This is a genomic window from Clostridium gelidum (assembly GCF_019977655.1).
In the GTDB taxonomy this organism is placed as follows: Bacteria; Bacillota; Clostridia; order Clostridiales; family Clostridiaceae; genus Clostridium; species Clostridium gelidum.
Window position 1 is genome coordinate 2,879,458 of the sequence record NZ_AP024849.1, and the last position, 13,826, is coordinate 2,893,283.

Annotated in this window: 9 protein-coding genes; all 9 read left to right on the plus strand. The window is 31.4% G+C overall.

The window, feature by feature from the left end:
- Window positions 1–68 precede the first annotated feature (68 nt).
- The 9 genes from psyc5s11_RS12880 to psyc5s11_RS12920 all read left to right on the plus strand — a co-directional run bounded on the left by psyc5s11_RS12880 (window position 69) and on the right by psyc5s11_RS12920 (window position 13,656).
- Window positions 69–710 (plus strand): helix-turn-helix transcriptional regulator, encoded by a 642-nt coding sequence (locus tag psyc5s11_RS12880; RefSeq protein WP_224037963.1) that lies wholly within the window; start codon window positions 69–71, stop codon window positions 708–710.
- A 35-nt stretch (window positions 711–745) separates the two neighbouring features.
- Entirely contained in the window at window positions 746–2,029 is a 1,284-nt protein-coding gene (gene guaD, locus psyc5s11_RS12885; RefSeq protein ID WP_224037964.1) for a guanine deaminase, read from the plus strand.
- Between the two features lie 19 nt (window positions 2,030–2,048).
- Window positions 2,049–5,066, plus strand: coding sequence for a putative selenate reductase subunit YgfK (ygfK, locus tag psyc5s11_RS12890; protein ID WP_224037965.1), 3,018 nt, complete (start codon window positions 2,049–2,051; stop codon window positions 5,064–5,066).
- 618 nt (window positions 5,067–5,684) lie between these two features.
- Window positions 5,685–7,109, plus strand: coding sequence for an NCS2 family permease (locus psyc5s11_RS12895; protein ID WP_224037966.1), 1,425 nt, complete (start codon window positions 5,685–5,687; stop codon window positions 7,107–7,109).
- Window positions 7,110–7,228: 119 nt separating this feature from the next.
- On the plus strand, window positions 7,229–8,935 hold the full coding sequence (gene ade / locus psyc5s11_RS12900; RefSeq protein ID WP_224037967.1) for an adenine deaminase: 1,707 nt from the start codon (window positions 7,229–7,231) through the stop codon (window positions 8,933–8,935).
- Window positions 8,936–8,981: 46 nt separating this feature from the next.
- Window positions 8,982–10,187: a diaminopropionate ammonia-lyase gene (gene dpaL, locus psyc5s11_RS12905; protein ID WP_224037968.1), complete on the plus strand. Its 1,206-nt coding sequence runs from the start codon at window positions 8,982–8,984 to the stop codon at window positions 10,185–10,187.
- Window positions 10,188–10,252: 65 nt separating this feature from the next.
- Window positions 10,253–11,581, plus strand: coding sequence for a putative aminohydrolase SsnA (ssnA, locus tag psyc5s11_RS12910; protein WP_224037969.1), 1,329 nt, complete (start codon window positions 10,253–10,255; stop codon window positions 11,579–11,581).
- 79 nt (window positions 11,582–11,660) lie between these two features.
- Window positions 11,661–12,038 (plus strand): RidA family protein, encoded by a 378-nt coding sequence (locus psyc5s11_RS12915; protein ID WP_224037970.1) that lies wholly within the window; start codon window positions 11,661–11,663, stop codon window positions 12,036–12,038.
- A 271-nt stretch (window positions 12,039–12,309) separates the two neighbouring features.
- Window positions 12,310–13,656: a nucleobase:cation symporter-2 family protein gene (locus psyc5s11_RS12920; protein WP_224037971.1), complete on the plus strand. Its 1,347-nt coding sequence runs from the start codon at window positions 12,310–12,312 to the stop codon at window positions 13,654–13,656.
- Window positions 13,657–13,826: the final 170 nt, after the last annotated feature.

Here is a 13,826-nt window from a genome sequence, read left to right on the forward strand (position 1 = left end):
CTTTGAATTATTTATTGAGATTTATAAATTTAATAATTTAGATATAGAGTAATAAAGGAGATTTGACCATGAGTGTATATGACGATTTGGATTTTTTAAAAAGGCTTATTAAAGGTATTGCAGAAGAGTTTGGGTCAGATTGTGAAGTGGCGATTCATGATTTAAAAGCAGGATATGAACACAGCATTATAGCAATTGAAAATGGACATGTTACAGGACGTAAGATTGGGGATGTTGCATCGCGAATTGCAATGGAAACAATTCATTCTAATCTTCAACATGAGGATCATTATAGTTATAGCACCCGTACAAATGATGGACGTATTTTAAAATCTACTACCATATGCATTCCAGATAAAAATGGTAAAGCTAAAGCACTTCTTTGTATTAATTATGATATTACTCAACTAATGGTATCTAATAAGATTATGAGTGACTTTATTTCCATGAAGGAAATAAAAAACAATGATGAGGCTAATGTTGCAATTCCAACAGATGTTAACCAACTTCTTGAAGATTTAATTGAGGAATCATATGAATTAATTGGAAAACCTGTTTCAGTTATGACTAAAGAAGATAAAATGAAAGCCATTAAATTTTTAGAGAGCAAAGGTGCACTTTTAATTAAAAGATCAGGAGATAAAATTTCAAAGTTTTATGATATATCAAAATATTCACTTTATAGCTATTTAAATAGTAATGAGGATTAAGAGTATTACAGTGTATTTTATTAGGAGGTCTTGTAATGCAAGATGAGTTTATTGTTAAAGGTAATATTATTTTCACTAAAGATTTAGGTAAATATGAAATATTTGAAAATGGATATATTGTTGTTGGAGGCAAACTTGTTAAAGGTGTTTTTAAAGAGTTACCTGAAAAATTTAGCGAACTAAAGATTTTAGACTATGGACATGCACTCATAATACCAGGATTTGTTGACCTTCATTCACATGCACCGCAGTTTCCTAATTTAGGTTTAGGACTAGATAAGGAACTTATGCCATGGTTAGATTCATATACGTTTCCAGAAGAAAAAAAATATTCTGATAGCGGCTATGCAAAAAAAGTGTATTCAGCTTTTATAAGAAGTCTATGGAAGCATGGAACTACTCGTTCTTGTGTTTTTGCTACCATTCATAAGAATACAACAAAGTTATTAATGGATTTGTTTGCAGAAGCAGGGTTGGGTGCATATGTAGGAAAAGTTAATATGAATAGAAATGCACCGGAGTATTTATTAGAAAGTACTGAGGAATCAATTGATAATACTAAAGAACTATTAGAGGAATATGATCATAAATATGAATTGGTTAAACCCATTATTACACCAAGATTTGTTCCAACATGTAGCTTTGAGCTTTTAAAAAGCCTTGGAGAATTGGCGAAAAAATATAATGTTCCAGTTCAATCTCATTTGAGTGAAAATTTAAGCGAAATTAGTTTCGTAAAAAAATTACACCCTAAATTAAAAAATTATGCCAGTGTCTATGATGAAGCAGGATTATTTGGAGATTGTCCGACTATAATGGCTCATTGTATTTGGCTTGAAGAAGATGAAATTGAACTAATGGTGAAGAACGAAGTTTTCGTAGCCCACTGTCCTAATTCAAATGGCAATTTATCAAGTGGTATTGCATCTATTAGAAAACTGCTAGAGAGAGGTTTAAATATAGGACTTGCAACGGATGTATCAGGTGGATATAGTGTATCCATGATAAATGCAATTGTAAGCAGTGCCATGGTGTCAAAGTTAAAATGGTTAGAAAGTAATAGAACAGATAAGCCTTTAACCACAGCAGAATTATTTTATTTATCAACAAAAGGTGGCGGAAAATTTTTTGGAAAAGTAGGAAGTTTTGAAGAAGGCTATGAGTTTGATGCCCTAATTATTGATGATAGCAACTTATCCATATTCAACCCATTATCAATGGAGGAAAGATTAGAAAAATTTATTTACACTGGTGATGACAGAAATATTAAAGAAAGATATGTAGCAGGCAAAAAAATAGAAGAACCAAAACAATATTAAAATCATAGGAGGACTATTTATGAGTGATAAGATGCAACGTATTCCTTTTGAAAAGATGCTAACTTGGATAACTAAAGAGTTAAAGGAAAAGGAATCTATTTTTGGAGTGCATAAAGATAAATTTTATTATAATGAAACTGGAAAATCAATTACTTTATTCAATAAAAAACTTGCGTCACCACTTGGACCAGCAGCAGGTCCAAATTCTCAATTAGCACAAAATATTGTTTGTTCATATTTAACGGGAAGTCGTTTTATTGAATTAAAAACGGTACAAGTTATTGATGGAGAAGATATTACAGTTGCTAAACCATGCATCAACGCACAAGATGAGGGTTACAACGTAGAGTGGTCTACAGAATTAAAAGTGTCAGAAGCTTTTGATGAATATGTAAAAGCATGGTTTTTACTTCATGTTTTGATGAAAGAGCTTAAATTTGATAAGGAAAGAGATTTTATGTTCAACATGAGTGTAGGATATGATTTAAAAGGCATAAAATCTCCTAAAATAGATGCTTATATTGAAGGAATGCGTAATGCATCTTCTACAGAAATTTGGAGAGAATGCAAAGAAACACTTCTTTCTCATATAGATATGTTCGATGAATTTACGAAGGAAGATTTGGAAGATATTTCACCTATTATTTGTTCATCTATTACAATATCTACACTTCACGGATGCCCTGCCAATGAAATTGAAGGAATTGCTAGTTATTTTCTTGAAGAAAAAGGATTATACACTTATATTAAAATGAATCCAACTCTACTAGGCGAAAAGTTCGTTAGAGAAACTTTAATAGATATGGGTTATGACTATATAGTTCTAAATGGAGAACACTTTATAAATGATTTGCAGTATTCAGATGGCGTTACAATGTTAAAACGTTTAAAAATGCTTGCAAAGAAACTAAAGCTAGAAATAGGAGTTAAACTAACTAATACATTACCAACAAAAATTATAAATAATGAATTACCAGGGGAAGAAATGTACATGTCAGGACGTGCGCTCTTTCCATTATCTATATCACTAGCTAGCAAATTGGCTAAAGAATTTGATGGAGACTTACAAATTTCATATTCAGGTGGAGCTGATTTCTTTAATATTGATAAGATATTATCTACGGGAATTAGTCCAATAACATTTGCAACATCTATATTAAAGCCAGGTGGTTATGAAAGAATAACACAAATGGCTAAAAAAGTTGAAAAACAGCTTGATTGTAAATTATCAGGAATCAATATAGAAATTTTGGAGGACTTAGCAAAGCAAGCTATTAATGATAAACATTATAGGAAAGAGCTACGCCTTGTTAATAGCAGAAAACTTAATTCTAACCTCAAAGTTTATGATTGTGCAATAGCACCTTGTACTAAAGGATGTCCAATTAATCAGCAAATTCCACAATATGTAGTTTTAGTGGGCGAAAAAAAATACGATGAAGCTTTTTCAGTAATTGCTATAGACAATGCATTACCAGCTATTACAGCAACTATTTGTAATCATAAGTGCCAGTCTAAATGTACTAGACTTGATTACGATGAATCTGTTTTAATTAGAGATTTGAAAAAGATTGCTGTTTTGAATGCACAGGATAAATTCACTCTGGCTATTAAATCAGCAGATATTAGAACTGGCAAAAAAGTTGTGGTCATTGGAGCAGGTCCTGCAGGACTTTCCACAGCTCTTTTCTTAAGAAGAAATGGTGTGGATGTTACAGTAAGGGATAAGAAGGAAAGTGCAATGGGTGTGGTAGAGCACGTTATACCAGAGTTTAGAATTTCTTCTGAAATGATTAAAAAAGATTTTGAGATGATTAAAAAGCAAGGGGTAAAATTTGAATTTTCTATTGATGAAAACCTTAGCTTAAATGAATTAAAAAAAGAATATGATTATGTAGTTTTAGCTATAGGAGCCTGGAAACCAGGAAAGATTTCATTAAGCGATTGCGAGAATAAAGCAATTAGTGCTATTTCATTTTTAGAAAAATATAAAAAACAAAAAGGAAAGATTTCTCTAGGTAAAAATGTTTGTGTTATTGGTGGAGGAAATGTTGCAATGGATGCAGCGCGCGTTGCTAAAAGAGTGAGTGGAGTAGAAAAAGTTTCTATTATATACAGAAGAACTAAAAAATATATGCCAGCTGATAATGAAGAAATAGAACTTGTTATTTCCGAAGGTATTTTACTTAAAGAACTCCTTTCACCGATTTCTATTAAAGATGGCAAACTTACTTGCGAAAAAATGATTTTAGGTGATAGTGATGCTTCTTTAAGAAGAAGCTCAATAGGAACTGGAGAAATAACCATGGTGGATACAGATACAGTTATTATTGCAACAGGTGAAAAAATTGATAGTCATTTATTAAGACAAAATGAAATGAATTTAGACTCTAATAATTTTCCAATAGTTAATGAAAAATTAGAAACCAATATAGCAAATGTTTATGTTATTGGTGATTTGAAAAAAGGTCCATCTACAATTGTTAATGCAATAGCAGATGCAAAAACAGTTACAAAAGATATTCTAATAAAAGAAGGTCTAAGCTCTGATTTCAAACTAAAAAGTTCTTGTTTTAATGAAAAAATATTATATGACAGGAAGGGAATCTTAGAAGATCCTAAGTCTATTGAAAAAGAGGCTGGTAGATGTTTATCTTGTAATAAAATTTGTGAATTATGCGTTGATGTTTGTCCTAATAGAGCCAATGTAGCGATTAAGGTAAATGGTGATTTTGCTTCGACTCATCAGATTGTACATTTAGATGGTATGTGCAATGAATGCGGTAACTGCGGTATTTTCTGTCCTCATAAGGGAAATCCATATAAGGATAAAATAACAGTTTTCTGGAGTAAAGAAGAATTAGAAAATAGCGAAAACAAGGGGTTCTTTATTGAAAATATAAAAAAAGGTATTTGCCTAATAAGAACTGAAGAAGGCAGAATTATAAATTATACTATAGGGAAGGACACAGCTATTTCAAAAGAAATGGTCAGTGTAATTCAAACTTGTATAGATAAATATGATTACATGCTTTAATATTAAAATTTAGAGAGTTGTAATAGAAAATAATAAAAATATTTTCTATAATGCAATTTATCCGATAGCTAGCATCCGTAATACTCCTACTATAGATGAAACTACTCTTCCTAAAGTCAGATGAGTAAGCGATTCACACTAAATCATAGATTTAGGTTCTCTGCTTAAGTGGGAGATAACGGCTGCACGCTCCTGGATAGGTTCAACTAAGACTCAGATGGGGATCAAACCCCACCTGAATCAAGTTTCACTTGATATTACAAGCAGATATAAAATATCCTATGATGGTCTTGGGTAATGATATACATAATATAGCCCAAGACCAAATAAAAAACTCGAAGAATGAATTACTGAAATATGCAGTAATGTATGGACTAATACATATAACCTAATTAAATAATTATTCTAGACTATAGTGTTTAGGCATATTCAAAGAAATAACAAGTCAATATACATCGCATTTTGGAATTGTTATTGTCTTTCATATGCCTTACTCTTTTAAGCTAAGAGGTTATATATCATTATGAGGGGGGATTGTGCAATTCTTGCTGAAGCAAGAAGTTAGAAAATGAGACAGCAATGCGTTAACACTAGGTATAATTTTAAGGGGGATATTTTATGAAAACAAATGTAACCAAACAAAAATCATCATTTTTGGAAAGCTATTTTCACTTGAAGGAAAATGACTCAGATGTAAAGACAGAAATACTTGCTGGAATTACTACTTTTGTTACAATGGCATACATTATATTTGTTAACCCTAATGTACTAAAAATAGCTGGAATGAACTCTGAAAATGCAGTAGGTGATGCAGCTGCAAAGTTTGGTGTAGGCTCTGATCCAATAGTAGCATCAGTTTTTGTGGCTACATGTCTAGCCGCTGCTGTTGGTACATTAATAATGGGTCTTTATGCCAACCTTCCTTTTGCGCAAGCTCCTGGGATGGGTCTTAATGCATTTTTTACTTATACCGTATGTTTAACATTAGGATTTACATGGCATCAGGCATTATCATGCGTATTAATGTCAGGAATATTATTTATAATTATTACAGTAACATCAATACGAGAAAAGATAGTTGATGCAATACCACAAAATCTTAAGTACGCAATTTCTGGAGGTATTGGACTCTTTATAGCTCTTATTGGCTTGAAATCTGGCGGACTAATAGTTGCAAATCAAGCTACACTCGTTGGCTTTGGAAATTTTGCAAAACCAGGAACATTACTTGCTATAATAGGAATTATAATAACTGCTATTTTAATGTCTAGAGGTGTTAAAGGTTCGATTCTTATTGGAATAATTTCAACCACAATAATAGGAATTCCATTCAAAATTACATCACTAGAAAATTTACATGTTTTTAGTGCACCGCCATCAATTGCCCCTACTTTTGCAGCATTTGATTTTGCTGGTTTATTTTCCAAAGGTGGTACTTCAATAGGAGGTGCAATTCTTAGTGTTATTATGGTTGTTATAACTATTTGTCTAGTAGACCTTTTTGATACTATAGGAACCCTAGTTGGAACTGCAACAAAAGCTGGAATGCTTGACGAAAATGGTAAGGTTTTAAGAATGAGAAAAGCCCTTTTATGTGATGCAGTAGCAACAACAGTAGGTTCATTTTTGGGGACAAGTACGGTTTCCACATATGTTGAATCTACGTCTGGTGTTTCAGAAGGAGGAAGAACTGGACTTACTTCGGTAACAGTAGGTATATTGTATATTTTATCACTATTTTTCTCAGGTCTTGTTGGTATAGTTCCTGGAGAAGCTACAGCACCAGCACTTGTAATAGTAGGAGTTTTGATGATGTCAGCAATTGTTAAGATAGATTTCAATGATTTTACAGAAGCAGTTCCAGCATTTTTTGCTATAGCATTAATGCCTTTTACGTATAGTATAGCTAATGGAATTGCAGCTGCTATGATCTTTTATCCAATAACAAAAATAGCTACAGGCAGGCAAAAGGAACTTCATCCAATAGTATATATACTTGCTTTATTGTTCATTCTAAGATATATTTTACTTCCTTTTGAATAGACTTAAGAAGTAGTTTGACGCTTCAATCGCTTTTAATTAAGTGATTGAAGCGATTAACATCATGCTGTATATTAAAAATCTTCTTAAATATTATAGTTGGAATATATGGGGGGATAATAATGGAGAAAATCAAAAATAACATTAATGCTGCTATGGCTAGGACAAAGGCAGCTCTCGTATTAAAAAATGCTTCAATAATAAATGTATTTACTCAAAAAATTGAAATTAATGATATTGCAATAAACAAGTATACTATTATAGGTATTGGTAAGTATGATGGTATTTGTGAAATTGATTGTAGTGAATTGTTTGTTGCTCCTGGTTTTATAGATGCACATGTGCATATTGAATCTTCCATGGTCACACCAGAAATCTTTTCTAATTTGGTTATTAAAAGAGGTGTCACAAGCATTATTGCTGATCCACATGAAATTGCAAATGTTTTAGGCGAAGAAGGTATAGAATTCATGCTGCAAAATAGTGCAAAAGGAACTATTGATACTTTTATTATGCTGCCTTCTTGTGTTCCAGCATTAGAATTTGAGGATAATGGCGCAGTACTTAAAGCTGATGTGTTAAGCAGATTTATAGATAATCAAAAAGTATTAGGACTTGGAGAAGTAATGGATGTGAATGCAGTTACAGCATGTAATGAAAGTATGCTGCAAAAAATCCTTATGACATGTAAAAGTCATAAGAACATTGACGGACACTGTCCTAAAGTTAGTATTTCAGAACTTAATGCATATTTATGTGCTGGAATTTGTACAGATCATGAATGTTCAGATGTAGATGAGGCTTTGGAGAAAGTAAGACTTGGTATGCATGTTTTGCTTAGGGAGGGCTCAGCTGCCAGAAATCTTATTGATCTATTGCCAGCAGTGGATGATAAAAATTATAATCGATTTTTATTTTGTACTGATGATAGACATATTGAAAATATTATGGACGAGGGAAGTATAGATAACTGTATAAGAATTGCTATCAGGGAAGGTCTTGATCCAATAAAAGCATATACAATTGCTTCTTATAATGCAGCTAATTGCTATAATTTAAGAGATAGAGGAGCGATTGCTCCAGGCTTTAAGGCCGATCTTGTAATTTTTAAAGATATAAATAAATTAATCATAAAAGATGTAATTAAAAATGGAGAAATTTATAGAAATAAAGAAACATATTCAAAAGTAACTAGTAAAAAATCAGTAAAACTTGATTTTATAAAAAAAGATTTATTTCATATAGAAGCAAAGGGCAAGGAAGTTAATGTTATAAAGGTAAAGCCTGGTTCCTTGGAAACTACAAAAGAAAAAAGAAAAATTAGTGTTGAAAATAGGTTAATAAAAAAAGTAGTACAAGCAGAAGAAGTTATTAATAAAATAGCAGTAATAGAAAGGCATAAAAATACTGAAAAACACAGTGTAGGATTTATTGAAGGGTTAGGATTAAGAGGAGCTGCAATAGCTCAAACAATTGCCCATGACTCACATAATATAATTGTAATAGGTGATAATGACAAAGATATGGAGATTGCTGTAAATAGTATTATTAGTAAAGATGGGGGAATTGTCATTGTATCTAATGGTAAGTTGTTAGATTTTTTGAGTTTACCAATAGGAGGACTTATGACATGTGAAAGCCCAGAAATTGTAATTGATAAGATCAGTAAATTAAATTTATTGGCAAGAAAATATGGAGTTAAAAACGAAGTAGATCCATTTCTAACACTGGCTTTTATGGCATTGCCAGTAATACCATATTTGAAAATAACTGACAGAGGCTTATTTGACAGCAGTAGTTATAGCTTTATAGATTTGTTTGAAATTTAAAATGTTACATTGTGAGTGAGATGAAAATTAATTTAATGGGGGAATTATGATGGAAAGAATATTATGGAAAGAAAATGCCTTACCTAAAACTGATAAAGAAGAAAGTATAAAATTCCTTAGTAAAGAAGAAGTTTCAAAAGCTAAGAATTTTCATGAAAGTTTTTTAGAATATGATAAGACACCATTAGTAAATCTAGAAGAGTTATCTAGGAAAATTGGATTAGGTGGAATATATTTAAAGGATGAATCTTATAGATTTGGATTAAATGCATTTAAAGTATTAGGTGGCTCATTTGCTATGGGAAAATATTTAGCATATAAACTAGGTGAAGATATTGAAGCTTTACCATATGCAAAAATGACTTGCACAGATATTAAAGAAAAGCTTGGAGATATAACTTTTGTAACAGCAACAGATGGTAACCATGGAAGAGGAGTTGCATGGACAGCTAATAGATTAAAACAAAAATCAGTAGTTTTCATGCCAAAGGGTTCTTCAATTATAAGATTAAACAATATAAAAGCAGAAGGCGCAGAAGCTAGTATTACAGAACTTAACTATGATGATGCTGTAAGGCTTGCAAATAAATATGCAGAAGAACATAATGGCATAATTATTCAAGATACTGCATGGGAAGGTTATGAAAAAATTCCAGCATGGATAATGCAAGGATATGGAACAATGGCATTAGAAGCAAGTGAACAATTGAAGGACCTTAATGTTCTAAAGCCTACTCATATTTTTGTACAAGCTGGTGTTGGTTCTTTAGCAGGAGCAGTTCAAGGATTTTTTGCTTCAGAATACGGTGAGGGTTGTCCAAAGACTGTAGTAGTAGAATCAAATCTTGCCGATTGTTACTATAAATCTGCAATAGCAAATGATGGAGAAGCAAGAGCTGTTGGAGGAGATATGCAAACAATAATGGCTGGTCTTGCATGTGGAGAAGTAAACACAATTGGTTTTAAAATATTAAAAAATTATTCAAAAGCATTTATTTCATGTCCTGACTGGGTAGCTGCTAAGGGAATGAGAATTCTTGGAAATCCACTAAAAGGAGATACAGGTGTAATATCAGGTGAATCAGGAGCAGTAACTACTGGTGCTTTATATGAGATTATGACTAATAATGAATACAAAGATCTAAAAGAAGCTTTGGAGTTAGATGAAAATTCAAGAGTGCTTTTATTTAGTACAGAAGGAGATACAGATCCAGATAAATATAGAGAAATAGTATGGGATGGGAAATATTAACACTTAAAATTATATTAGAATGCGACAGTTGGTATAATATTGAGAAGATATGGGAGGAATTTTTTATGAAAGTTGTAGGAAATGGAAGACTAATAACTCAAAACAAAGAAAATCCATTTATAGAAGATGGTGCATTAGTTATAAATGATGGTAAGATAATTGACTATGGAAATACTAATGATATCTTAGATAAATATAAGAATGTAGAATATATTGATGCAAAGGAAAAAGTTATAATGCCAGGTCTTATAAATACTCATGGACATATATATAGTGCTTTTGCAAGAGGGATGAATTTAGATGGTCCAATATCTAAGAATTTTTTAGATGTATTAAATAATTTATGGTGGAGATTAGATAAAAACTTATCTTTAGAAGATATAAAGTATAGTGCTTATACAACATTAATGGATAGTTTAAAGTTTGGAGTAACAACATTTTTTGATCACCATGCAAGTCCAAATGCTGTTAAAGACAGTCTTTTTACAATTGGAAAGGTAGCAGAAGAACTTGGGATTAGAACATCACTTTGTTATGAAGTTTCTGATAGAGATGGAGAAGAAGTTTTAGAAAATGGAATTAAAGAAAATGTAGATTATATAAATTATTGCAATGAAAATAATGATAATATGAAGTCTGCAATGTTTGGAATGCACGCAAGTTTTACATTGTCTGATGAATCTTTAAAAAAATGTGTAAAAGAAGCTGAAAAATTAAATTGTGGATATCATATTCATGTAGCTGAGGGATTAGCAGATGAAGAGCAATGTGTAGAAAAGTATGGAAAGAGAATAGTAGAGAGGCTTAATGATTTTAATATATTAGGAGAAAAGACTATTGCAGTTCATTGTGTACATGCAGATGAAAATGAGAAAGAATTAATTTTTAATACAAATACATCTGTAGTTCATAATCCTGAATCAAATATGGGTAATGCAGTAGGTGTATCACCAGCACTTAACCTAATAAAGAAAGGTGTAACTGTAGGACTTGGAACAGATGGATATACTCAAGATATGTTTGAGTCCATGAAGGTTGCCAATATAATTCATAAGCATAATTTAAAAGATCCATCAGTTGCTTGGGGTGAAGTACCTTTAATGCTATTTGAAAATAATAGAAAGATTGCAGAAAGGCATTTTGCAGGGAAATTTGGAATTATAGAAAAGGGAGCCAATGGAGATGTAATAATAGTAGATTACAATCCATTAACTCCAATGAATGAAAGTAATTACAATTCCCATGTTTTATTTGGAATGATGGGAAAATCTGTTGACACAACAATAGTAAATGGAAAAATAATAGTTAGGAATGGTAAGCTTCTTAATGTTAATGAAGATGAAATATTAAATGAAGCCAGAAAAGTTAGTCAAAAACTATGGGATAGAATTTAGTCTGAAAAATATTTCTGAAATTGAATTTTCAGTAAAGTATTCATTTGATAAAAAATATAACAAGATGGGGAGAATTAAAATGAAAAAAATAATTACAACTCAAAAGGCACCAGCAGCCATAGGACCATACTCACAAGGAGTAGTAGCTCAAGGATTAATATATACTTCAGGTCAACTACCATTAAATCCAGAAACAAAAGTTTTAGAAACTGAAATAAAATCAGCAACTAGACAAAGCTTAGAAAATTGTAAAGCCATATTAGAAGAAACAGGAACAAGTATGGATAAAGTATTTAAAACAACTGTATTTGTAAAAGATTTAAATGATTTTGCAGCAGTAAATGAAGTTTATGGAACATATTTTAAAGAAAATCCACCAGCAAGAAGTTGCGTTCAAATAGCTAAATTACCAATGGATGCAGTTATTGAAATAGAAGTTATTGCAACAATCGAATAGTATAGAAACATTAAGAATAAATGTAAATTATGTATTTTTGTATTATATATTGTGAATTCTACACTAAAGTTAAATAATGGTTATGTGCCAGAAATAGTTGACTATAAAATAGCAATAATGAAAGATTAAAAAGTCAGTTCTTATGGTGGAGGACTGACTTCAGATTAACGAAGGTGAAGAGACAACCTATCTATTTTTTAATAGGATACTTGAGTTAAAGAGAATAATGAAAGACTTTTATTATTACAAAATTTTATTGAGGAGGTTAATTATGTCACAAAATAATATTAAAAAAGAGGATAAAGTAAATGAAATGCTACCAGCAAGTCAGCTTGCTATCTTAGGCTTGCAACATGTACTAGCAATGTATGCAGGTGCAGTTGCAGTACCATTAATAATTGGTGGTGCTGTAGGTCTAACCCCAGAGCAATTGGCATTTTTGGTAGCTGCAGATTTGTTTACTTGTGGTATTGCAACTTTAATACAAGCAATTGGTATAGGTCCATATGTTGGTATTAAGCTGCCAGCAATTTTAGGCTGTACATTTGCTGCAGTTGGTCCATTGATTATTATTGGTAAAAACTTAGGAATGCAAACAGCTTATGGTTCTATAATAGTAGCTGCAATTATTGTTTTACTAGTAGCACCATTGTATGGAAAAGTATTGAAATTTTTCCCTACTGTTGTAACAGGAACAGTAGTTACAATGATTGGTCTTTCTTTAGTAAATGTTGGAGTTACTAGTATGGGTGGTGGTTCAGGAACTAAAGATTTTGGAAGTATAGAAAATCTTATACTAGGATCATTTGTAATGATTATTGTTCTAATATCTAATAAATTTCTAAAGGGATTTTTTCAAGCAATTTCTGTTTTGAATGGTATTATTTTAGGAACAATAGTTGCTGCATTTATGGGTAAAGTAGATTTTTCAGTGGTAACAAATGCAAAATGGATAAGTATTGTTCACCCTTTTAATTTTGGATTACCACAATTCAACATTGGTTCAATAATTATGATGACATTTGTCATGTTAACAGTAATGATTGAATCAACAGGTACATTCCTTGGAATTGGTAAAGTTTGTGAAAAGGATATTACTGAAAAAGATATTGTACGTGGACTTAGAGCAGAAGCAATTTCAACACTCTTAGGTGGTATCTTTAATTCATTCCCATATACAACATTCAATCAGAACTTAGGGCTTTTAGCTCTAAGTAAAGTAAGAAGTCGTTTTGTTGTTATAGCATCTGGTATCATTCTTATTTCACTAGGATTGATTCCTAAATTTGCAGCGTTAGCTACTATTATTCCACAGCCTGTTATAGGTGGAGCTACAACAATAATGTTTGCAATGGTTGCTGTTGCAGGTATTCAAATGCTTCAGGGTGTAGATTTTAATAATAATGCAAATATGATGGTTGTTGCTTGTTCTATTGGTATAGGGCTTGGAATCACTGCTGTACCTACTTTACTTGACCAAACACCAATATTTTTCAAGTCAATTTTTAGTAGTGGTATAGTTTCAGCATCTGTAACTGCTGTAATTCTAAATGCATTTTTGAATCATGGTAATAAAGAAGTTGAAAGCGACATAAAGCAAGGTTCAATTTCAGAATGAGTTTTATATCTAATTGAAGGTTTAATAGTAGCATCATTTTGTGCAGAATATAGGTCTTTTTTAGCGCCACAAGAAATAAGCGATAATGACAACATTAATGTTATCAAAGAAGGAAGTACAACTTTCATTATAAAATCTCAAAGAGGAGAATGCAGAAATGTATAAACCTT